21 protein-coding genes are annotated in these 22,349 nt (G+C 67.6%); 9 read left to right on the top strand and 12 right to left on the bottom strand.

Features of this window, described 5'->3' with window-relative positions:
- Positions 1-69 precede the first annotated feature (69 nt).
- Positions 70-654, top strand: coding sequence for a PadR family transcriptional regulator (locus tag SACAZDRAFT_RS06420; protein WP_005439850.1), 585 nt, complete (start codon positions 70-72; stop codon positions 652-654).
- A 44-nt stretch (positions 655-698) separates the two neighbouring features.
- Here SACAZDRAFT_RS06420 and SACAZDRAFT_RS06425 read toward each other — a convergent pair whose 3' ends face one another.
- The gene (locus SACAZDRAFT_RS06425; protein WP_005439852.1) at positions 699-1,085 is read right to left on the bottom strand and encodes a hypothetical protein; all 387 of its coding nucleotides are present in this window, start codon (positions 1,083-1,085) and stop codon (positions 699-701) included.
- Complete coding sequence (locus tag SACAZDRAFT_RS06430) at positions 1,082-1,627, bottom strand: PadR family transcriptional regulator (RefSeq protein ID WP_005439854.1); 546 nt, start codon at positions 1,625-1,627, stop codon at positions 1,082-1,084. Before SACAZDRAFT_RS06430 ends, SACAZDRAFT_RS06425 begins: the two co-directional genes overlap by 4 nt.
- A 158-nt stretch (positions 1,628-1,785) precedes the next feature.
- Here SACAZDRAFT_RS06430 and SACAZDRAFT_RS06435 point away from each other — a divergent pair, with 158 nt between their 5' ends.
- The 5 genes from SACAZDRAFT_RS06435 to SACAZDRAFT_RS06455 all read left to right on the top strand — a co-directional run bounded on the left by SACAZDRAFT_RS06435 (position 1,786) and on the right by SACAZDRAFT_RS06455 (position 7,556).
- The gene (locus SACAZDRAFT_RS06435) at positions 1,786-2,238 is read left to right on the top strand and encodes a YbaB/EbfC family nucleoid-associated protein (RefSeq protein WP_005439855.1); all 453 of its coding nucleotides are present in this window, start codon (positions 1,786-1,788) and stop codon (positions 2,236-2,238) included.
- 2 nt (positions 2,239-2,240) lie between these two features.
- Positions 2,241-2,555: a type VII secretion target gene (locus SACAZDRAFT_RS06440; RefSeq protein WP_005439856.1), complete on the top strand. Its 315-nt coding sequence runs from the start codon at positions 2,241-2,243 to the stop codon at positions 2,553-2,555.
- The gene (locus SACAZDRAFT_RS06445; protein ID WP_040927689.1) at positions 2,552-3,253 is read left to right on the top strand and encodes a WXG100 family type VII secretion target; all 702 of its coding nucleotides are present in this window, start codon (positions 2,552-2,554) and stop codon (positions 3,251-3,253) included. The genes SACAZDRAFT_RS06440 and SACAZDRAFT_RS06445 overlap by 4 nt, the downstream gene beginning before the upstream one ends.
- Before the next feature lie 84 nt (positions 3,254-3,337).
- A complete protein-coding gene (locus tag SACAZDRAFT_RS06450; protein WP_232286371.1) occupies positions 3,338-7,054 on the top strand; it encodes an RHS repeat-associated core domain-containing protein in 3,717 nt (1,238 codons plus the stop codon).
- A 1-nt stretch (position 7,055) separates the two neighbouring features.
- The gene (locus SACAZDRAFT_RS06455; protein ID WP_005439857.1) at positions 7,056-7,556 is read left to right on the top strand and encodes a hypothetical protein; all 501 of its coding nucleotides are present in this window, start codon (positions 7,056-7,058) and stop codon (positions 7,554-7,556) included.
- A gap of 186 nt (positions 7,557-7,742) precedes the next feature.
- Here the strand turns inward: SACAZDRAFT_RS06455 and SACAZDRAFT_RS06460 are convergent, their stop codons facing one another.
- From SACAZDRAFT_RS06460 to SACAZDRAFT_RS06485, 6 genes are all read right to left on the bottom strand, one after another.
- A complete protein-coding gene (locus SACAZDRAFT_RS06460) occupies positions 7,743-8,735 on the bottom strand; it encodes a Gfo/Idh/MocA family protein (RefSeq protein ID WP_005439859.1) in 993 nt (330 codons plus the stop codon).
- The gene (locus tag SACAZDRAFT_RS06465) at positions 8,732-9,736 is read right to left on the bottom strand and encodes a Gfo/Idh/MocA family protein (protein WP_005439861.1); all 1,005 of its coding nucleotides are present in this window, start codon (positions 9,734-9,736) and stop codon (positions 8,732-8,734) included. Before SACAZDRAFT_RS06465 ends, SACAZDRAFT_RS06460 begins: the two co-directional genes overlap by 4 nt.
- Positions 9,733-10,626 (bottom strand): carbohydrate ABC transporter permease, encoded by an 894-nt coding sequence (locus SACAZDRAFT_RS06470; protein ID WP_005439863.1) that lies wholly within the window; start codon positions 10,624-10,626, stop codon positions 9,733-9,735. The genes SACAZDRAFT_RS06465 and SACAZDRAFT_RS06470 overlap by 4 nt, the downstream gene beginning before the upstream one ends.
- Before the next feature lie 10 nt (positions 10,627-10,636).
- The gene (locus SACAZDRAFT_RS06475; RefSeq protein WP_005439872.1) at positions 10,637-11,614 is read right to left on the bottom strand and encodes a carbohydrate ABC transporter permease; all 978 of its coding nucleotides are present in this window, start codon (positions 11,612-11,614) and stop codon (positions 10,637-10,639) included.
- Between the two features lie 66 nt (positions 11,615-11,680).
- A complete protein-coding gene (locus SACAZDRAFT_RS06480; protein WP_005439873.1) occupies positions 11,681-12,982 on the bottom strand; it encodes an ABC transporter substrate-binding protein in 1,302 nt (433 codons plus the stop codon).
- Positions 12,983-13,066: 84 nt separating this feature from the next.
- Positions 13,067-16,939 carry a family 16 glycoside hydrolase gene (locus SACAZDRAFT_RS06485; protein WP_005439874.1) on the bottom strand — a complete coding sequence of 1,291 codons (3,873 nt, stop codon included), beginning with the start codon at positions 16,937-16,939 and terminating at the stop codon, positions 13,067-13,069.
- A gap of 468 nt (positions 16,940-17,407) precedes the next feature.
- Here SACAZDRAFT_RS06485 and SACAZDRAFT_RS06490 point away from each other — a divergent pair, with 468 nt between their 5' ends.
- Entirely contained in the window at positions 17,408-18,505 is a 1,098-nt protein-coding gene (locus SACAZDRAFT_RS06490) for an ROK family transcriptional regulator (protein WP_232286372.1), read from the top strand.
- 25 nt (positions 18,506-18,530) lie between these two features.
- Here SACAZDRAFT_RS06490 and SACAZDRAFT_RS06495 read toward each other — a convergent pair whose 3' ends face one another.
- Positions 18,531-18,902 (bottom strand): hypothetical protein, encoded by a 372-nt coding sequence (locus SACAZDRAFT_RS06495; protein ID WP_005439885.1) that lies wholly within the window; start codon positions 18,900-18,902, stop codon positions 18,531-18,533.
- Between the two features lie 253 nt (positions 18,903-19,155).
- Positions 19,156-19,668, bottom strand: coding sequence for a hemerythrin domain-containing protein (locus tag SACAZDRAFT_RS06500; protein ID WP_005439886.1), 513 nt, complete (start codon positions 19,666-19,668; stop codon positions 19,156-19,158).
- Positions 19,669-19,985: 317 nt separating this feature from the next.
- Here SACAZDRAFT_RS06500 and SACAZDRAFT_RS06505 point away from each other — a divergent pair, with 317 nt between their 5' ends.
- Positions 19,986-20,438 (top strand): nitroreductase/quinone reductase family protein, encoded by a 453-nt coding sequence (locus SACAZDRAFT_RS06505; protein ID WP_005446518.1) that lies wholly within the window; start codon positions 19,986-19,988, stop codon positions 20,436-20,438.
- Positions 20,431-20,922, top strand: a complete 492-nt coding sequence (locus SACAZDRAFT_RS06510) for a hemerythrin domain-containing protein (protein ID WP_005439888.1) — start codon at positions 20,431-20,433, stop codon at positions 20,920-20,922. Before SACAZDRAFT_RS06505 ends, SACAZDRAFT_RS06510 begins: the two co-directional genes overlap by 8 nt.
- Here SACAZDRAFT_RS06510 and SACAZDRAFT_RS06515 read toward each other — a convergent pair.
- Positions 20,888-21,934 (bottom strand): ADP-ribosylglycohydrolase family protein, encoded by a 1,047-nt coding sequence (locus tag SACAZDRAFT_RS06515; protein WP_232286373.1) that lies wholly within the window; start codon positions 21,932-21,934, stop codon positions 20,888-20,890. The two genes, SACAZDRAFT_RS06510 and SACAZDRAFT_RS06515, sit on opposite strands and share 35 nt — an antisense overlap.
- A 32-nt stretch (positions 21,935-21,966) precedes the next feature.
- Complete coding sequence (locus SACAZDRAFT_RS06520; protein WP_005439890.1) at positions 21,967-22,308, bottom strand: ArsR/SmtB family transcription factor; 342 nt, start codon at positions 22,306-22,308, stop codon at positions 21,967-21,969.
- Positions 22,309-22,349: the final 41 nt, after the last annotated feature.

Here is a 22,349-nt window from a genome sequence, read left to right on the forward strand (position 1 = left end):
ACAAGATAACTATCGATATAGTGAGTTGGCAAGAGTGGATAGCGTGACCGCCCTGAGAGGGGAGGGACCTTGTCACTGCGGTATGCGCTGATCGCGCTGCTGACCGGCCGTCCGATGACCGGGTACGACATCTCGAAGAGCTTCAGCAGCTCGGTCGCGCACGTCTGGCACGCGCCGGACTCGCAGATCTACCCCGAGCTCAACCGGATGGAGCGCGACGGCCTCCTCGACGCCGTCGAGGTGCCCTGGGGGAAGAAGGGGACCAAGAAGGAGTACCACGTCACCGACGCGGGGCTCGCCGACTTCCGCAGGTGGATGGAATCGCCGTTGAAGCCCCAGCGGCAGCGGGACCCCGCCTACCTGAAGGCGGCGTACTACGACTTCGCCGACCCCGAGGCGGTACGCGAGCAGCTGCGACGACAGCAGACGTACTGGGAAGAACACCTGGCGATGCTCGAGCGAACCCGGGCGACCCTCCTCGACCGCACTCACCCCACTCTGGCAGCACGGCTCACCAAACTGGACGAGCGCGAGGCCGAGCTGGCCGTCCGCTACAAGATCTATGCCTACGACGGGTTGATCGCCCGCGCTCGCACCGAGCTGGCGTGGATCGAGGACGGCTTCGCGCTGGTCGACGAGCTGCACGACTCCTGAGCGGCCGCTGCCCGAAGCTGGGCGACTCGCACTCCACAGCCCGACTAGGCGGCGTTCGACAGGGCGATGACGAGGACCGCGAGAGCGAGGACGACACTGGCCGGCGTTTGGACCAGGCGTTCGGGACGACTGCGGGACAGGCCGTTCATGACGACGCTGATCGCGCAGAATGCGAAAAGCAGCCACGTGCCGACGACGACAGGGCTTGCGTCGGCACCGGGGAGGACACCAGCGCGACTGAGAAGAAGGAGCGCGAAGAGTCCGTAGAGCACGATCGAGATGCCCGACGCGACACGCAGTCGAGTCGGCAGCACTCGGTGCCGACCACCCCATCCCAGGCTCCCGAGTGGACGGCCTGCGATGAGAAGGACCTGCAGGATCGCGAGAGCGATCAGGATCGTGAACGCCACCGCGAGCGCCATCGTCGTCATCGCTTCTCCCCTGCCGGCACCGGGTTCTCGGTCGTCGCGAGCTCGTCCAGCCAGTCGACGAGGTTCCCGCTCGCTGCCACTCCGTAGTGGACGGTGGTGGCGCGGTAGCGCGCGCCCGGGGCGTCGTTCTCCCGGTCTCCGGAATCGTTGTCGATGCCGAGGAGGGCCTCGTGCTCCGCCAGAGCGCGAGCACGCAAGGAGGCGAGGACCGACAACCGGGTGGGGCGGTCGTCCACGAGTCCGAGCAGGAAAACCCGCGCGAGGGCGGCTACTTCGGCGTTCTCCGTCGAAGCCGGCTCCTTCATCCACGCGAGCCAGGTGCGCCTGCCCTGGTCGGTGACGACGTACCGCCTCCTGTTCCGCGCGGATGCCGGCTCGTCCGCGCAGGCGAGGTCACCTTGGCTCAGGAGCTGCTTGAGCGACCGGTGGATGCTGCCGTAACTGGCCGCATAGATGTGCGAGAGACCGGCCGCGAACTGCGCGTGCACCTCGTACAGGGACATCGGGCGCAGGAGGAGCAACCCGAGGATGAAGTTCCGCATGCGGCTCAATATATCTCAGAGATAGGTCGTGTGGGTGCAGACGATCATGCGGCCGTTCGGGTCATCTCGTCCTTTTCCCCTTCTCCGCTCGTGGCGAGTCACTACCCTTTCGGACGCGAGGAACGCAGCCGCTACGCGATCTGGGGGAGGGCTGTGGCATGGACGGCGACATCTTCGATCCGGACGGTGCTCGCGAGAAGCTGGCCGCATGGAAGGGCCGCATCGACAAGCTTGCGGCGGACACCCACACGATGAGCACGCGTCTGCAGGAGACCCGCGTGACCGCGGCCGATCCGAGCGGTCTGGTCGAGGTCACGATCGATTCGACCGGCGCACTGGTCGGCCTCGAACTCACGAGCCGGATGGAGAGCACCAAGCCGGACGTGGTCTCGCAGACGATCATGAGGACGCTGGCGGAGGCGAAGAACAAGCTGGCCGACCGGTCCCAGGAGATCATCGCCGAGACGGTCGGCACGGAAACACCCGCGGCTCGGGCGATCGCGGAGTCCGTCGAGAACCGCCTGCGCAGTGAACCGGGCCAGGACACGCCCGACGCCGACCCCGGCTCCGAGGACGACTACGAGAACCGCTCCTTCCTGGAGAAGGGGTGATCATGGCCGACGGGTACGTCGTCGACGCCGAGCAGCTTCGCGCGCACGCGAGCACGGTGGACGGGATTCAGGCGCGCTTCGACGCGGTGAAAGGCGCCAGCGCACACATCCAGCAGAACGACGAGGCCTACGGGCTCCTCTGCGGATGGATCGCCGGAATCCTCGAAAGCCGGCACACCCGGCAGGACGAGCTCATCGATTTCGTCGCGGAGAACCTGTCGCTCGCCGCGGAGTCGTTGCGCTCCGCCGCCGACCTCTACGAGAGCAACGACAAGGAGCACGCGGACCTCATCGAGTCGGTCGGTGAGCTGCCATGACCGACGACTCGCTGGTCGCCCCGGTCGAGTCGTCGCGCAAACCGTGGACCGGGATCGGGCTGGCCGACGGAATCGAAGGTCTCGTCACCTCGATCCAGAACCAGGACTGGGTCTCCGGTGCGCTGGCCGGCGTGGGACTGGGTCTCGAGGCCGTCTCCACGGCGCTGGACCCGTTCAGTTCCCTGCTGTCGAGCGGGATCTCCTGGGCCATGGAGTACTTCGAGCCGCTGCGGGAGATCCTCGACGAACTGACCGGCATGCCGGACGTGGTCATGTCCCACGCCGCGACCTGGAACAACATGGCCGAGCACCTCGGAACTATGGCGGAGGACCTCAGCGCGGGCCTCGAGAGCGACCTGCCCGGCTGGCAGGGTGGAGCTGCCGAGGCATACCACGCCATGATGGCCAACAACGTGGAGGCCGTCGGAGGGTTGGCCGCGATCTCGGCGGCGATGGCCTCGGCCACCGAGGGTGCGGGCGGGCTCGTGCAGATGACCCGTGAGATCGTCCGCGACCTGATCGCGGACCTGGTGGCGCGGGTGATCGTGTGGGCGGCCGAGGCGATTTTCGTGGTGACGATCCCGGTGATCGCCGCGCAGATCACCGCCGCGGTGGTCAAGTGGACCGGCCGGATCTTCACCTTCATCACGAGTCTCATCGACAGCCTCACAAACCTGAGCAAGCTTCTGAACGGATGAGGGGGATCCGTGGCGCCGAGAAGACCCAACAGCGGGAACACCGGTAACGGTGACGGGGCGAGTCCTCAACGGCCCCCACAGCGGGTGGGCAGCATCGACGCGAGTTCCAGCGTCGCCAAGGCGCAGGACGCCACCCAGGCGGCGGCGCAGGGAGGCCGCCCCGGCTCCAACGGCCAGAGCACCACGACCCCGTCCAGCACGACGACACCGTCGACCACCGACTCGACGGCACCCACCCAGCCCACCAAGCCCACCGATGACGTCCCCCTGCGCAACCAGAACGACGGCGACCCCCAGAATCCACAGAGGGACGCGGGCGACCGGAAGATCGAAGGCGACCCCATCGACGTCGCCACCGGCGAGATGATCCTGCAGCAGACCGATGTGGAAGTGCAGGCGGTCCTGCCCCTCGTACTGCAACGGACCCATCTGTCCTCGTACCGCGTGGGCCGGCACTTCGGCCCGTCCTGGACGTCCACACTGGACCAGCGCCTGGAGTTGCACAGCGCCGGTGTGTCCTTCGCCGCGGACGACGGCAAGCTGCTGCTGGCGCCGACCCCCGCAGCCGGGGCCACCGTGCGTTTCGAAGGCTCCCGCCACCGACTCACCGCACACGACGACGGCAGCTACACCCTCACCGGGCACGACACCGGACGGACTCTGTCGTTCGCGGCCGGCGAGCGGGTCCTGCCACTCACCGCGATCAACGATCGGAACGGCCACCGGCTCATCATCGATCGGGACGCCGCGGGAACGCCCGTCGAGGTGCGGCACTCCGGCGGCTACCGCATCCGGGTCGAATCCGAGAACGGCCTGATCACGGCGCTGTACCTGCGAGAGGCAGCCAACGGCGCGGACGTCCTCCTGATGCGCTACGGCTACGAGGGCCGCCGACTCACCGAGGTGATCAACGCGTCCGGCCTGCCGATGCGCTTCACCTACGACCCCGCGGGCCGCATCACCAGCTGGACCGACCGCAACGACGCGTGGTACCGCTTCACCTACGACTCCCGGGGTCGCGTGGTGGCCGGTGAGGGGTCCGGTGGGTTCCTGAGCGGCACGATGGAGTACGACACCGAGAACCGGATCACCACGTGGACCAACTCCCAGGGTGCTCGTACGACATACCACCTCAACGAGGCGGGGCAGACGATTCGCGAGATCGACGCGCTCGGCAACGAGACCCGCTCCGAGTGGGACGAGCACGATCAGCTGCTGTCGCAGACCGATCCGCTCGGCCGCACCGTCCGCTACGAGTACGACGACGACGGCAACCTGCTCGCCGTCACGCGCCCGGACGGCAGCCAGGCACGGTTCGAGTACAACGGTCTCGGCCTCCCCGTCACCATGATCACGCCCGATGGAGCGGTGTCCCGGCGCGAGTACGACGAGCGCGGCAATCTCACGAAGGCGATCGACCCTCTCGGAGCCGCTACCAGCTATGCCTACGACGAACGCGGGTGTCTGACCAGCGTGACCGATGCCCTGGGAAGGGTGCAGCGGGTCGACACCGACGAGGCGGGACTCCCGATCCAGGTGACCGATCCGCTCGGGAACACGAAACGGTATGTGCGTGACGGCTTCGGGCGCATCACCGAGGTGATCGATGCGGCAGGCCGCGTCACGGAACTCGGCTGGACAGTGGACGGCAAGCCGGCGTGGCGAACGCTCCCCGACCAGTCGACCGAGCGTTGGATGTACGACGGGGAAGGCAATCTGCGTGTTCACATCGACACGATGGGACGCGAGACCCGTACCGACGTCACTCACTTCAGCCTGCCCGCGGCGGAGACCCGTCCCGACGGCACTCGGCTTCGGCTCCGATACGACACCGAAATGCGCCTGGTCGGCGTCACCAACGAGCTGGGGGCGGTGTGGAGCTATCACTATGACGCGGCGGGAAGGCTGGTGCAGGAGACCGACTTCAACGGACGCACGCTGAAGTACGACTACGATGCCGCCGGTCAGTTGATCTCCCGGGTGAACGGGGCGGGACAGACCACCCGTTTCCTGCGCGACGTACTGGGCAACGTCGTCGAACGACGCACTGGAGAGGTCGGTTCGACGTTCACCTACGATCCCGTGGGCCGTCTTGTCGGAGCGGTCGGGAGTGACGCTCGACTGACCTTCCATCGAGACCCCGCAGGCCGCGTGGTCGCCGAGACGATCAACGGACGCACTGTCGCCTCTGCTTACGACCCACTCGGCCGCAGGACACACCGACGCACACCGTCCGGCGCGGAAAGCGTGTGGGAGTACGACCCCGTCGGCCGGCCCGTCTCCCTGCGAACCGCCGGGCGCACTCTGCGGTTCGCCTACGACAGCGCAGGCAACGAAACACAGCGGTGGCTCGGTCCCGGTGTGGCGCTGACGCAGACCTGGAACGCGAATGATCAACTGCTTTCCCAGACCATCACCCGCGCAGGCGGACGCACGTCCCAACAACGCACCTATGCCTATCGCGCAGACGGGTACCTGACGAGGATCGGTGACCAGCTCACCGGGGCCCGCGACCTCCAGCTGGACAAGGCCGGGCGGGTCACGACCGTCACCGGAGACGGGTGGACGGAGCGGTACGCCTACGACTCCGCTGGGAATGTCGCGAACGCATCCTGGCCGACACCTCAAGCGTCCTCGAATCCCGACGTGGTGGGGCAACGGGAGTACCGAGGCACCCGGATTCGACGAGCGGGCAACGTTCGCTACGAGCACGACGCTCAAGGCCGTGTGGTGCTCCGGCAGCGGAAGCGGTTGTCCCACAAACCCGAGACGTGGCGCTACTTCTGGGACGCCGACGACCGTCTCACCGAGGTACTCACGCCGGACGGCTCACGTTGGCGCTACCGCTACGACCCACTTGGCCGCCGTGTCGCGAAACAACGCCTCACAGCGGACGGCCGGGCCGTGCTGCAGCAGATCGACTTCACCTGGGACGGCACGGTCCTCGCCGAACAGGCACACAGTGTCGGTGCCGACGGATCGCAGCCGCCACAGCGGCGGGTCACCGTGTGGGATTACGAGCCCGGCACGTTCCGGCCTCTGACGCAGACCGAGCGTTCCTCTCCCCGGGACGCCTCACAGCAGTGGATCGACGAGCAGTTCTACTCGATCGTGACCGACCTCGTCGGTAGCCCGATGGAACTGATCAACGATCAGGGCGGCGTCGCGTGGTTCCACCGGACCACCCTGTGGGGAGTGACCACCACCGAGAGCCGGACGGGGGTCCGCACCCCGCTCCGGTTCCCGGGCCAGTATCACGATCCGGAGACAGGTTTCCACTACAACTACCTTCGCTATTACGACCCCACCACCGCCCGCTACCTGAGCGCCGACCCCTTGGGACTCGCCGCCGGTCTCAATCCGCACTGGTATGTACCGAACCCGACCGACTGGTTCGATCCGCTCGGACTGAGCAACAAGAAGTGTATCGAACGAGTGCGGAGGGGGATTGAACATGACGGGGTCACCTACAAACCGGAAGCGGGACTTCTAGGCAACAAGAAACACGGGATCAACTGGAACGAAGGCCCAGCCAGAGCCCAGAAGGAGGACAAGCCACAAGGACAATTCGGGTCGCCCGAGGACGTTGAATACGCGGTGCAGAGAGCAACTGAGATAGGGGTGAACAACCACGCGATCGTGCCTCTTCCCGAGAACCACAACAACATCGAGTTCCTACCGGAGAGGAATCCGGACGGAAGTCCGAACACGAGGACACCCAACGCCCTCTTCGTCAAGGTTTATCCGAATGGTAAGGTGCACGCTTATCCCTTGACGCATTCTTTCAGCGAGGACGGTTGACATGGAGTTCGCGGTCCAGGTCGGATGTCCGAGAACGCTGCGCCCGGAGGGGCCCGCAGCGGATATGGCGGATGCGATAAGCGAGCTGTACCCGCTCGACACCGAGGACCTGATCCTTGTCTGGAACCTGGTACCGATCCGCCTCAGCTACCGGTACGACGTTTCTGTTCTCATGGACGACTTGGTCCCGCTGCTCGAGGAGGTCCAAGGCGGCCTGCGCGCGGAACGAGCGGTGCGCTGGGCTTCGGACACCTTCGCCGCGGAATGGAAACTCGTCCCCGACCGGACTCGTCTCCGGATTTCGGCGCAGTGGTTCAGTACGCTCGGGAACTACGAGGACCTCTTGAACACGCGCGGTGTCGTCGAGACACCGGTGGAGAACTTCGTTCGTGAGATGGGGAAAATCGTCGACCGAACGTGTTCCGACATCGAGGCGTCGGGGATCGAGATCGAAGATGAAGACATTCTCCATCGTGCCCAATCGCTGACGGAGAAGGCCTGATGGGTCACGCTGTAGGCCGGAGCAGGACGGGGAACGAGGTTCGGGTCGACCTCCTTCGGCGTGGTTGACCCCGGTCCCGGTCGCTGTCCAAGCACGCTCCCGGCCGCATCGCCGTGCAGGCGGCCGGTTCGTGCGCCGTGCCGGCCAACGACGAGTTCTTCCCGACGGGACCGCAGTCCCTCACCGCTACCGCACGGCCAGGCTCACCGGCTGCCCTTCGGCCGCCGACCGGTACGCCGCCAACGCCACCCGCGTCGCCGCCAGCCCGTCCTCTCCCGTGATCGACGGCGTGCGGCCCTCACGGACCGCGTCGAGGAACTCGTCGATCATGCCCTGGTTGGCGTCGGATCCCCACATCGGGCGGGAGAGTCCCTGAGTGCCGCCGTGGATGGTGAGATGCTGGCTGAACGCGTCGACGGCGATCGTGCCGTGCTCCCCCACCAGTTCCAGAGTCAACCCACCCCACGTGGGAAAGCTTTCCGGGCGGCTCCAGCTGGAGTCGATGGTCGCGAACACGCCGTCGGCGTAGCCGAGCATCACCAGCCCACCCGTCTCGACGGTGACGGTGTCGCGGTGCAAGACCCGGTTGGTCGCCGCGTACACCTCCACCGGATCCTCGCCGAGGTACCAGCGCAGGATGTCGGCGAGATGCACCGTGTGGTCCATGATCGCTCCGCCGCCGGCCAGCTCGGGGTCGGCGAACCAGGCGCCGTGCCGCACCGGCAGCACGCTCTGGTTCGTGCCGGTGGCCGCGTGGACGCGGCCGAGTGCTCCGTCGGCGAGAAGCGTCGCGCACTCCCGTATCGGCGGGCTGAACCGCATCGGGAACGCCGTCATCAACGGCACGCCGGCGCTCGCGCACACCTCGACGATGGCGCGCGCGTCCTCCTCGGTCGTGGCCAGCGGCTTCTCGCACAGCACGGCGACGCCGGCGGCCGCCGCCTGCTCCACCAGCCGGCGGTGGTGCACGGTCTCGGAACAGACGACGACCGCGTCCACCCCGGCGGCCAGCAGCTGCTCGGGTGAGGAGAACCACGGCACCGCGTGCGCGCTCGCCCACCGGCGGCCGCGTTCGACGTCGTCGTCGGTGACCCCGACCGCCTCGGCACCGGCGCGCCGGACGTTGTCCACATAGGCATCGACGTGGATGTGAGCGGTGGACAGGAACCCGATTCTCATGCGACTACCTCCACGTCCGTGGCGCGACCCGTCTCGAGCGAGCGTCCGACCGCGGCCGCGATCCGCACCGCGGCGAGAGCGTCCTCGGCGGTGACGATCGGCTTCGCCTCGCCCCTGAGCACGTCGAGGAAGTGGCGCAGCTGGGCGGTGTAGGGCGACTCGGCGACCGGGCTGGACGGCAACGGCATGTCCCCCTCCCGCGTCCCGGCTCGCAGGGTCGGGCGTACCGGCGCGCTGCGGTCGGAATCGACGTCGAGCAGGCCGTGGGTCCCGGCGATCTCCGCCCGGGTGCGGAACGTCGGTGGCGGGTGCGCCCACGACGCCTCGACGTGGCTGAGGGCACCCGACACGTGCCGGAGGATGGCCACGACGTGGTCGGTGTCGAGGTCCGGCCGGGAGGACCGGACACTGCGCGCGTGCACGGTCACGACGTCACCGGCGATCCAGCGGGCGTAGTCGAGGTCGTGCACCATCAGGTCGAAGTGCAGGCCGCCCGAGCGCGCCTCGTCGAAGTACCAGTCGGCGGCGGGCTTCGCGGGCCGGAACGTCGCCCGCGTCAACCGGATCACCGCCGGTTCCCCGATCTCCCCCGCATCGACCGTAGCCTTCGCCGCCGCGTACTCGGGGAAGAACCGCACGACGTGGGCGGGCAGGAGCGGCACCCCGGCCTCCCGGCAGACCGCGATCATGTCGGCCGCCAGGGCCGGGGTGCGGGCCAACGGTTTCTCGCACACCACGGCGCATCCGGCTCGCGCGGCGCGGACGGTGATCTCGTGGTGCAGGTCGGTGGGAACGCAGATGTCGACGAGGTCGACCCGGTCGAGGAGTTCGTCGAGATCGGCGCACGCGTGCATGCCGTAGTCGTGCGCCAGCTGCGCGGGCGGACGGCCGGGACTGGCCATGATCGCCGTGAGCTTGGCGTCGGGGCAGGCGGCCCACGCCTGCGCGTGCACCGATCCCATGAAACCCGCGCCGACGATGCCGATCCGTGTCCGATTCACTTGATCGCTCCTGAGGTCAGACCGCGGACGAACTGCCGCGAGAAGATGATGAACAGAGCCAGCATCGGCAGGGCCGCCAGCGACAACACCGCGAGAACGGCGTTCCAGTCGGTGACGAACTGCCCGAGGAACAGTTGCGTGCCGAGGGTGACCGTGCGGACGTTCTCGGCGGGCGTGAGAATCAGGGGGAACCAGAGGTCGTTCCAGATCGGCAGCATCGTGTACACGCCGATGGCCGCCAGGCCCGGTCGCACGAGCGGGAGCACGATCGAGTAGACGCGGTACTCGCCGGCCCCGTCGATCCGGGCGGCGTCCTTGAGCTCGTCGGGCACCTGCTTGAAGAACGCGGTCAGGACGAACACCGCCAGCGGCAGCCCCATCGCGGTGTAGACCAGGACGAGGCCGGCGAGCGAGTTCACCAGGCTCAGATCGACCATGAGGTCGAGAATGCCCACCGTTCCCAGCCGGATCGGGATCATGATTCCCACCGCCATGTACAGGGCGAGTGCGGTGAGGCCCGCGAAGCGGTACTCGGCCAGGGCGAAGGCCAGCATCGACCCGAGCAGCAGCACCAGGAACACCGTGCTGACGGTGACGATGAAACTGTTGAGGAAGTAGAGCTCGAAGTCGGCCCTGGCGAACACCGTCTCGAAGCCGCTGAGGTCGAACGTGGCGGGCGTCGGGAACGCGAACGGCTCCTCGAAGATGGCCTGACGGGACTTGAACGCGTTCATGACGATCAGCGCGATCGGCGCGCACGCCACGGCGACGTAAGCGAGCAGGATGACGTGCGGGACGACGGTGCCGACCCGCGCTCGCCACGTGCGACGCCCTCTCGGCGGCCGGGTGGCGCCGGTGACACCGGAGTCCGGGATGCTCACAGCGGTCACGTCCGTCTCCTCACAGTTGATAGCTCTCGACGCGCCGCTGCCAGCCGAAGAAGTACAGGAGGACACCCGCCATGATGAGGAGGAACATCATCGTGGCGACCGTGGCGCCCATGCTGCTGGAGCCTTGCTGAAGCTGGAATCCGAAGAAGGTGCGGAAGAAGAGCGTGCCCATGATGTCCGAGGCGAAGTCGGGTCCGGCCAGAGCGCCCTTGACCGTGTAGATCAGGTCGAACGCGTTCAGGTTGGCGACGTAGGTGATGACGGAGACGATCCCGACGGTGGGCAGGATCAGCGGGAACTTCACCCGCCAGAACGTCGTCCAGGCGTTGGCGCCGTCGATGGTCGCCGCCTCGACGAGGTCGTCCGGAATGCTGACCAGCACCGCGTAGAACAGCAGCATCGGGATGCCGATGTACTGCCAGACCGACATCAGCGCGAGGGTGATCAGCGCGGTGCTCGACTGACCGAGCAGCGGCGTGTCGACGAAGCCCCACACCGGGCTGAGGATGAGCTGCCAGATGAATCCGACGATGACCACGGAGAGCGTCGTCGGGATGAACAGCAGCGTGCGGTAGGTCGCGCGTCCCCGGAGCTTCGGCGCGGCCAGCAACGCCGCCAGGAGCAGGCCGATCGGGTTCTGCACGACGAAGTGCACGGCGAAGAACAGCAGGTTGTTCCACACCGCGTTCCAGAAGGCTCCGGCGAGCAGGTCGTCGGAGAGGAGCCGGACGAAGTTGTCGAGTCCGACGAACGTCTGCACCCCGTCGCGCGACGCGAACAGGCTGAGTCGCAGCGAGTCGAGCAACGGGTAGACCATGAACACGGTGTAGATCGCGACGGCCGGCGCGACGAAGACGACGAGGTGGGTGCGAAACCGACGTCGGCGGCGCCGGGCGACGGGCCCCGGCCTCGGCACCGTCGCGGCGCCCGCAGTCGTGGCCGGATCACCGGTCTCGCCGGGCGGCGTCGAGATCAGAGGTCGGCTCATGTGCTCCTCCAACGGGACGGGCGGTGTGGGGCGCGCATGCGCGAACGCCCCACACCGGGCCGACGACTACTGCTGCTGCGGCTCGTACCAACGCTCCAGTCCCGTCTGGACCCGATCGGCGGCCTCCCGCGGTTCGACGGTGCCGTTGAGCAGTTGCGCACTGAGATCCCACAACTGGTTTTCGAGGTTGGGCTCGCCACGCGAGAGGATCTGGTACGAGTTGCGGATGGTCGACTCGCACTCCTCACGCCAGCTCAGGAACTCCTGCGCCAGCGGGTCCTCGACGGTGACGTCGTGCTCGGACATCGGGAAGAACCCGGGCAGGGCGTTGGCGTAGAGCTCGGCGAACTCGGGGGTGGTCGTCCACTCGAGGAACGTCCTGGCCTCCTCCGGGTGGTCGGTCGCCGCGTTCATGCCGATCCCGAGGTCGGTGTGGTCGCTGATGTGGCAGGTGTCCCGGCCCTCCGGCAGCGGCGGTGGGAACGCCGCCATCTCGAAGTCGGTCTGCTCGTTGAACAGCGCGATCTCCCACGAGCCCGTCGGGTAGATCGCCCCCCGCCCGAGGGTGAACAGGTTCTGCGCGTCCGGGTAGGTGATCGACTCGTAGCCGTCGGGCAGGTACTCCGCCCACGAGGCGAGTTCGGTGAACGCGGCGACGTACTGGTCGTCGTCGAAGCGCTGGGTGCCCTCGATCAGGCCCTGCCGCCCGGTCTCGCCGTGCCAGTAGTTGGGACCGATGTTCTGCAGTCCCATGGTCGCGGCCTCCCACTGGTCCGCCGTCCCCATCACCAGCGGGGCGTAGGAGCCGTCGGCGGCGATCGCGTCGAGGACGTCGTGGAACTCCTCCTCCGTCGTCGGCGGCGTGAGACCGAGCTCGTCGAAGATCTCGGTGTTGTAGAGGAAGCCGTGGATCACCGAGGCCATGGGGACGCAGAACGTCTCCGAGCCGTCGTCGGTCGACCACGCGGCACGGGCGATGTCGCTGTAGGCGTCGAGGCCCTTCAGGTCCGTCAGGGACTCCAGGTGCCCCTCCTCGTGGAGCCGCAGCGCGACGTCGAACGGGCGGCAGGTGATCAGGTCGCCCGCGGTGCCCCCGGAGAGTTTCGCGTCGAGGGCGGCGTCGTACTCGTCCGGCGACGTCGGCTGGAACGTCACCCGGATGTTCGGGTGCTGCTCGTGGAAGGCAGGCAGGATGACGTCCTCCCAGATCGCGAGGTCGTCGTTGCGCCAGCTCTCCAGAACGAGCGTGCCCTGGTCTCCGTCGCCGGTGTCCGCGTCGTTGCCTCGCGGATCGACGCTGTCGCCGCACGCGGCGACCGCGAGGACGGCGACCATTATCGGGGCCAGTCGGCCGAGTCGCTTCGACATGAGATCTCCCGTGCTGTTCAGGGGGTGGACAGCTCCCGCCCGGTCTCGGGCGGGAGCTGTCGGCGGACTACTCGGACAGGCCCGTCACACCGGCTTCGGGCCTCCACCGCGGCCGATGTCACTGCGTGCCGCGGCACTGCCGATGGCGGTTCGTTCCTTGTCGGTCAGCACGCCCTCGGCCACCAACCGGCCGGTCACCTCCCGCACGTGATTGACGAAGGCACCGTGGTTTCGCCACTCGGCGTCGTCGAGGATGAGGTCGTTGACCGAGCACCCGTCCTCACGCACGTGATTGGTGACGCCGCTGTCGACGCCGCCGATCACGACGGTCTCCCGCGTGTCCGGATCGGGGCAGGCTCCCGGTTCACCGGCGGTGATGGTGAACTCGACCGACTGCCACTCCTCGGCGTTGCCAGCCCGGTCCACGGACCGGAACTCGACGGTGTGCGCACCGGGCTCGTCCACGGTCAGCGGCCCCTCGTAGGTCGACGGCTCCTCCTCGCCGCCCATGCGGTACTCGGTCCGCGACACCCCGGACGTGGCGTCCTGCGCGCCCAGGGTCACCGTCACGGGGCCGGTGAAGGCGTCACCGTCCTGCGCGCCCTCCACGGTCGCCTCGGTGGCCGGCACCGTCCGGTCGATCAGGAACTCGATCTCCTCGATCCCCGTTTCCTCGCCGTCGTCGGCAGGGGTGACCTCGAAGGTCGAGACCATCCCGGTCCACGTCGTCGGGTCGTCCGGATCCGGGCGGTTCGAGTGCGGCGTGCAGTACACGTAGTACGTGCCCTGTTCCGTCGCCTCGAAGTAGAACGGATCGTCCTCCCAGTCCGACCCCAGCGGGCGAGAGGCCAGGATCTCGCCGTTCTCGTCCGTGATCACCACGTCGTGGGGGTATCCGGGGACGTACTGGAACTTGACGACGTCGTTCTGCTGCACGCTGAACTCGGTCTCGCTGAAGTCGAACCCGTTCGGCCCGACCAGGATCTCCTTCTCGGACGGTTCGCCACCGGGCACCACGGCCCGGTAGTCGATGTTGTGGATGCCGTCCTCGTCGAAGACCATCGGCTCTGTGTACGTGCGCCACTCCGACTCGTCGGTCCTCGGACGCCACTGCAGCTGCGCCTCGGGGTCGTTCGACTCCAGAGTGAGCGTGACGGGCGAGACATACCAGCCGCCGGAGCCGTCCGGTTCGGCCGGACCCAGCGAGGCGTCGACCGTCAGCCGGTCGTCGTGTTCCTTGATCCAGACGTTGCGGAACTCGACGTTCTCCCCCGCCTCCTGACCGTCGGCGTGGTTCTGGATACCGACGTAGCCGTCGAGGCCGCGGCTTCCGTCACCGGTGTACGTGGCGACCTCGGTGCCGTTGAGGACGACGCGGTACTCCTGCCCGATCGCCTCGATCTCCATCGTGTTCCACTCGCCGACCGGGTTGGTCGCCAGTGGTTCGGCCGGGGCGAAGGTGTAGATCGCGCCGGTCCGGGTCAGCGGATCGTCGGTGTTCTCGTAGATCTGGACCTCGTAGCCCTCGTCCACCGGCTTCCACGGATCACCTTGCGGGTCGGGGAAGCGGACGAACACACCGGAGTTGTCGGCGGGGTCCTGGACCCGGAAGTCGACGCGCATGGTGAAGTCGTCGAACGTCTTCTGGTCGTACCAGAGCAGACCCATCCCGCCGTGCGGCTGGAGCAGCCCGCACTCGTCGACCTCGAACCCACCGGGACCGGCCTGAGTCCAGCCGTCCAGCGTCTCGCCGTCGAACAGGGGCACGAAGCCCTCCGGAGGAGTCTGCGGCTCCGGGCACTGGTCCTCGCCGAGCTCCTTGATCCAGACGTCACGGAAGTAGACGGTGTCCGTGACCCGGTTGTTCTGGAGCCCGACGTAGCCGGACGAGAGGTCGCGCCCCGAACCCTCCGGGTTCTCGTACTCGTTCACCAGCACGTCGTTGATCCACACCCGGATCATCGGGTCGTCGACCTCGATCTCCATCGTGTTCCACTCACCGGCCACCGTCGGGAACGACGTCGGTGCCTGGAAGGTGTAGATCGACCCGGTCTTCGACTTGTCCGCGGCGTCGGGTGAGCCCCCGGTGTCGTCGATCTGGATCTCGTAGCCCTGCTGCACTCCGATCCACGGGTCGTCACCGGGGTCGGGGAACCCGATGAACACACCGGAGTTGTCGTCCTCCGCCACGGCCTTGAAGTCGACGTGCAGCCGGTAGGAGTCGAACTCCTCGCCGTGCCACAACATCCCGAGTCCCTCGGGGTCACCGACCGACTCCAGGGCACACGCGCCCGGCCGGTCCTCGTCCGGGACGACGGCGAACCCGCCCGGCCCGGCCTGGTTCCAGCCGTTCAGCGTCGCTCCGTCCCACAGCGGCCGGTACCCGTCCTCGGCCGGCTGCGTGGCACAGTCGGGGTTCGGCCCGTCACCGCCGACGTAGTCGATGCGGTACAGACCTGCGTTCGGGCTGTCGCCGAACGAGCCGCCCTCCAGCACGTAGAGCGAGCCGTCCGGACCGAACTGCCCGTCCATGAGGCCCGACCACGTCTGTCCGGGCATGAAGTCGTCGATCGCGGTGACGGTCTCGTTCTCGTCGAGCACGGCCGTCTTCACGTGACCGCGGTGGTAGTCGAGCAGGAACCAGCGTCCGTCGTAGCTCTCGGGGAACTTCGTCGGCGAGTCGAGGTTCTCGTCGTAGCGGTACACCGGCCCCGACATCGGCCCACCGGCGCCGGAACCCATCTCCAGGAACGGCTCGGGGATCGGGTTGATGTCCCGGCCTGGCCACCCTTCCCACGTCTGCGGCCAGCCCGTCCAGCTGCGCGGGTAGTAGATCGTCGCCGGCTTCACCGGCGGCGTGCGCTCCAACCCGGTGTTGTTCGGCGAGTCGTTGATCGGCCCGTTCTCGCAGTCGTAGAAGTCACCGAGCGGCTCGTTCGTCTCGTAGTCCCACGGGCGGTACGGGTAGTTGTTGCCGATGCAGAAGGGATAACCGAAGTTCGCCGGCTCCGACGTCACCATGTACTGGTCGAAACCCCACGGTCCCCGCTCGGTCCAGTCGCCCAGGCGGTCGGGTCCGTAGTTGCCGATGTGCAGGCGGTCGGTCGCGGGGTCGATCGAGATCCGGAACGGGTTCCGGAAACCCATCGCGTAGATCTCCGGCCGGGTCTTGCCGCCACCCTCCTCGGCTCCCGTGAAGAGGTTGCCCTCCGGGATCGTGTAGGTGCCGTCCGCCTGCGGAGTGATCCGCAGGATCTTCCCCCGCAGGTCGTTCGTGTTGCCCGACGTGCGGCGGTCGTCGTTGTACCAGTGGGTCGAACGACTGTCGAGCGGCGAGTACTGGTCGTTCAGATCCGGGGTCGCCTCGTCGCCCGTGCTCAGGTAGAGGTTGCCCGCCGAATCGAATTCGAGATCCCCCGCCACGTGGCAGCAGTTCGTCTTGTCGTAGGGCACCTTCAGAAGGACGATCTCCGACTCGACGTCGAGCCGGCCGTCCTCCACCACGAATCGCGAGAGGAAGTGGTTGTTCTCGTCTCGGCTGGTGTAGTACACGTACACCCAGCCGTTGGTGTCGAAGTCGGGGTCCAACGCCAGACCGAGGAGTCCACCCTCCTGGTTCTTGGAGCCCTCGATGTCCGGGTCCGGCGGCAACGGATGGTCGTCGAAGACACGGAGTTCGGCTGCGACGCTCAGCTCGCCCGTCTCCGGGTGATAGATCCGGACGACGCCGTCGCGGCTGGTGACGAACACCCGGCCGTCGTTCGCGATGTCCATCGTCATCGGCTGCGCGACGTCGGAGGTCAACAGCACTTTCTCGAACTCGTCGTCCGTCACCGACTCGGCGGACGTTCCGGACGCGCTCTCGTCGGTCGCCCGCTCGGCGGCGGACGCGTTGATCATGGGTAACAACAGCAGCAGGGCCAGGGACACAAGGAACGGTGCGGATCTGCTCCGCATGACTTCCTCCAAGGTGGCCGGTTTACCTAATTGATCACCGTGCTGACTTTCTGTCGTACGGAGCCGGGAAAAGAACTGGCTTGCTGCCGGGATCGAGGGTCGAGGTCGCGGACTTGACGGCGGCGGACGATCCGCCGCGACACCGCCTCCAGTGGTCACCGAAAACGATGTCCGTGGTCGTCGGATCACGTCCGACGACGTCATCGATAGTGCGCAGTGCTGACCGTGCATCAGGCGATCCCCACGGTCGTCTGCCGGTGACAGCCGGGTGGAACGCCGCGTAGACTTAGTAAGGAAAGCTTCCTCACTATCTACCGCGATCACTATGTTGCGACCGGTTGCCGGTGTCAAGGGGCTGTGGTGGCACACTTCGAATTCGGCAGTGGACCGCAGGTGCTACGGCAAATGAATTGCGCGGCCGTACTCACCGCCCTCCGTGCCACGGAAACAGCGCGCGTCACGGACCTCATGCGCGCCACCGGCTTGTCGCGTCCCACGGTCAGCGCAGCGATTTCCACGCTGATGGCCGACGGTTGGGTCGAGGAGACGGAGGCCGCCGACGTCGGATCACCGCGCATGGGCAGACCGGCCCGTGTCCTGCGATTCCGTGCGGACGCCCGGCACGTTCTCGGTGTCGACGTCGGACCGCACAAAATTCACTGCGCGGTCGCCGACCTCAATGGAACCGTCGTTTCGCAAATACGTCGTGAGGTCACCGAATCGGACACGCCGGCAGTATTGCTCGGCCGGGTCGAGGACACCATGCAACGCGTGCTGGACGCCGTGCCGGTGCCGAGGTCGTCGCTCGCCGCGGTGGGCATCGGGACGCCGGGGATAGTCGACCGGCGTGGAGCCGTCCTGCAGGCGCCGTCCGTCCCCGGTTGGGACTCGCTGGAACTCGGCAGCCTGCTCTCGCGTATCGCCCCCTGCCCCGTGCACACCGAGAACGACGTCAACCTCGCCGTCCTGGCCGAACGGTGGCAAGGCGCGGGCGACGACGCCGACGATCTGATTCTCGTGCAGTGGGGTGTCCGCGTGGGGGCGGCGATCCTGGTGAACGGCCAGTTGCACCGTGGCGCGCACGGAGCGGCGGGCGAGATCGGGTTCGTGGAGCTCGACACCGAACCGCAGGGCGTGCAGGCCGACGGGCTCGGTCCGTTGGAATCGGCGGTCGGCACCGACTGGATTCTGCGCCGGGCACACGACCTCGGGGACGCGAGCCCGGATGCCGCTGCGGTCCTGCGCGCCGCGGACGGCGGCGACCCGCGGGCGCTGCAGGTGCTCGACGAGGCCTGTGACCGGCTGGCGCGCGGGCTGGCCTCCTTCGTGTCGGCGATCGATCCGGAACTGGTCATCCTCGGTGGCACCATCACACTCGCCGGCGATGCGGTGCTCGCCGGGATGCGGCGGCACCTGACCCGACGCGCACTCGTCATGCCCCGACTGGCGCTCTCCCGCCTCGGCGACGACGCCGTCGCGTTGGGAGCCGTGCGGGTGGCTCTCGCCGACGCGCAACGACGACTCCTGGACGTCTACGCGACGGCGTCCCCCGTCGAACAGCGGTAGCAACGCGACCGACACCGCCGACGAATCAACCGGTGGTCGTGAAACACACCAGCACGGCGCCCTCGTCGACCAGCAACGACCAGTACGTCCGCGAGTCGTACGGGCCCTCGCGGCAGTCGGCGGACGTGGCGTTCGCCGGTGCCCGGTACACGGCCGCGACGACGAGCACGTAGTCGTACTCCACGGGGATGCGGTCCGCGTCGCAGTCCACCGCGGTGGCGGTGCCGAGCGACGCGACCCCGCCCGCGCCGTCGCCCGTGGCGAGCACACAGAACCGCGGCACCCACACGCGTTCCAGGCAGAGCGTCGTCCGCTCCCCCGACGCGCTGTCGTAGCTCAACGACGTGTGGCCCGCTCCGGTGCTGCACTGCGCACTGCTCGTGCCGACCCGGGTCACCTGGAACAGACCGGCCGCGGTCGGAGTCCCTGTCGTGCTTTCTGCCGCACCCGGTGAGCACGACCGCCAGCACCAGTCCGACCGCGCACGCCTGTCGCCACCGTCGCCGCGTTCCGTGCCTGTTCATGGCGTCTCCGTCTCCCGGAGCCCGGGTGGACCGATCACGCGTGTGCGTCTTCGTAGGATGCCAAAAACCGTGCACCGGTTCCGTTGCTTTTCGATGTCGCCGACACCGAAACGTGAGGTCGCCGTTTCAGTCGTCGTCGATCTCCAGGAAACTCGGGCGATTCTCGCGCCACTCGGGCACGTCCATCGAGTTGAGGACGGAGAACAGCTTCTTCTCCTCGTAGAGGAAGTGCGTCTGCATGATCGCCGACAGTGCCTCGACCTCCTCGCGGACCGTCGCGGCAGTGGACGGATCCGGCTCGGCGGGCAGCCCGTCGAGCAGGTTCTGCAACCTGTTCAGCAACCAGTCCAGCTGGTTGTGGTCGGTGCGCAGATCCGACAGCACCGTGCGCAGTTCGGGAAACCGCTCGGCGATGACGGGGAAGGCGTTCTTGTCCTCGCCCGTGTGGTGCCGGCTCAGTGCCGTGCAGAACGACAGGCAGTGGGCCCGCAGATCCCTGGGTGGCAGGCCTTTGCCGGCGACATAGTCGTCGATGTGGTCCTGCAGGTCCTCCAACATCTCCCGCAGCCAGATGTGCACCTCGAGCAGTTGTGTACCGAAAGAGGTGAGTCGTTCGGCAGCCTCGGAATACTCGCCCATACCGTCCTTCGAAGCAGGATGTGTCGCGACCTCACAGTATCGCCGAGCCGCTGCCTTCCCGGGCCGGGAATCGTGGTGGTTGCGGGGAAGGGGACGCTGTTGTTAATCTGCCTTCGCGCCCCGGATGGGCCTACGCATGGAGGTTCTCACTCTCTCAGCCATCAGTGATCAGGACACGGCTGTCGTGTCCCGCATGGCTTTCGGCATTCCGGTTCCCGGTGTGTTACCCCTTCTGCGTCATCGGCCTGCGGGGCTTCGTCGTGTCCGGTCACACTGTGCTTTCCCTCCACTGTGCTCGCTTTTACGAAAGGACCGCATTGACCGAGGAAGACACGGACCACTCAGGATTCGACATCGCCGCGTCCCAGCGCGACATCATCGAGGAATTCCGGCAGAACGACGGCAAGCTCGGCGGAATGTTCGAGGGGTGGACGCTGTGCGTGCTCACCACCATCGGAGCGAAGAGCGGGCGCCGCAGGGAATCCCTGCTCGGGTACTTCGAGGTCGACGGCCGACCGCTGGTCGTGGCCTCGGCGATGGGCTCGGACACCAACCCCGCCTGGTACCACAACGTCAGGAACAACCCGGACGTCACCGTGGAGACCGGGACCGACACGTACCGGGCGATCGCGACGATCCCCGAGGGCGAGGAACGCGACGCGCTCTTCGCCCGGGTGGTCGAGCAGGCTCCGGGCATGGGCGAGTACCAGGCCAGGACCTCGCGAACGATTCCCGTCGTCACCTTCACCCGGGTGGGCGCCGGTGTCTGACGCGCAGGAGCGGGCCCGAGGCCTGGGCGACTTCCTCGTCGAGAGTCACGACTGGTTGCGCGCGGAACTCGCACACCTGCGCGCGCAGATGGACGAGCTCGTCGAGAACGACGGCGCGGGGCCTGTGCACAGGCTGCCCGGTGACCTGGCACAGCAGCTACGGCAGCACTGTCTCGAATTCTGCGGTGCCCTTGAGGAGCACCACACCGGGGAGGACCGGGGTGCGTTCCCGATGCTGGCCTCCCGGTATCCCGAGATCGAGCCCGAGCTGACCAGACTCGGAGAGGAACACGAGGTCGTCGCGGAGCTGCACAAAAAGATCGCACGACTCGTGCAGGACTACGTGCCGGGACAGACCGACCCGACTCGCCTCCGCGCCGACCTGGAGCGGCTGGCCGGCGACCTCGAAGCTCACTTCGAGTACGAGGAGAAGACGGTCGTGGACCTGCTCAACACCCTGGGCCCGGCCCCGAGCATCCCCTGAGTGCAGCTCGACCGCGCACGCGGGCGACCTGCTCGGCCAGCTTCTCGACGAGGTCGCGGCATTCCAGCCGGTCGAGCCATTCCGGCGGGATCGCCGCGACGCCGTCGCGCGCGCCCAGCAGGTTGCCCGCGATGGCGCCGGTGGAGTCCGAGTCGCCGGAGTGGTTCACCGCGACGCGCACGCCGTCGCGCAGATCCGACGCGCACAACGCCGCGCACACCGCGATGGCGAGGGCGGACTCACCGGTCCAGCCACCGCCGAGGTGCTGCTCGATCCGACCGGGAGGGGGTGTTCCCCCACGGGCCGACGCCACCGCGTCGTGCAACGCCCGCTCCGTCTCCGCACGCTCCTCCGCACCGGCGTTCTCGCGCAACGAGGTGAGACCCGCGTCGAGCGCCTGCTCGACCGATGCGGTCCCCAGCAGCGCGCGCACCATGACCGCGAGGACCCCGGCGGGGAGGAACCCGGACGGGTGGTGGTGGGTGAGCCGTGCGAGTTCCGCGGCGAGGGTGAAGATCGCCCAGTCCGGCGCCCCGGGCTCCGCCACGAGGGCCACCGGAGCGACCCGCATGACGCCACCACAGCCCTTGGAGTCGTTGACCGCGGCCTTCCCCACGGCGAGGGCCTCCAGCGCGGACAGGCAGGTGAGACCCGGTGCACGGCGCGCGTGCAGGCGTCGGTCGTGGACGAGCTCGCCGGTCCGGTGCGGCACGTCCCCACCCTGGGTGGCGAACCAGTCGAGATAGGCGGTCCGGACCTCGTCCACGGGATCGGTACCCCGCTCGCGGGCGCGCAGCAGCCCCTCCAGCGTGAACAACGTCATCTGCGTGTCGTCGGTGATCGCGCCGAACCCGAAGCCGCGCTGCGCGGTGTAGCCGGTGATGCCGCGCGAGCCGAAGTCGTGTTCGATCCTGCTCCAGGAGTCGAACTCGACGGGAGCACCCAACGCATCGCCCGCGGCCCCGGCGAGCAGACAACCCCGGACCCGGTCGGTGTCGATCAGGTCGATCACGATGTTCCCCCAGACTCCCCGGTCACTCGTCCTCACTCGGTGCGCAGTCCGACTCGCACCACTCGACCGTCCGACGACGCCAGACCGACCACGCTGCTCAGCAGGCCGGGGAACCGCTGCTCCAGCTCGGTGTCGCGGAGCCGCACGAAACAGCGGGTGCCCTCCTCCCGCGTCCGCGTGATCCCCGCCGACCTCAGCACCTTGAGGTGATAGCTGAGCGTCGACTTCGCGACCGGGACGTCCAACTGCCCCCAACCGCGTTCCTCACCGTCGCTGAGGAACCGCACGAGACCGAGCCGAACGGGATCGGCCAGAGCGGCGAGCACGGTCGGCAGGTCCACCGCCTCCAGGTCCGGATGTGTTGCGGAAGCCATGCGGGCAGACTACATTGCACCCACTTGTTCGATGTTCGACG

The organism is Saccharomonospora azurea NA-128, from assembly GCF_000231055.2.
In the GTDB taxonomy this organism is placed as follows: Bacteria; Actinomycetota; Actinomycetes; order Mycobacteriales; family Pseudonocardiaceae; genus Saccharomonospora; species Saccharomonospora azurea.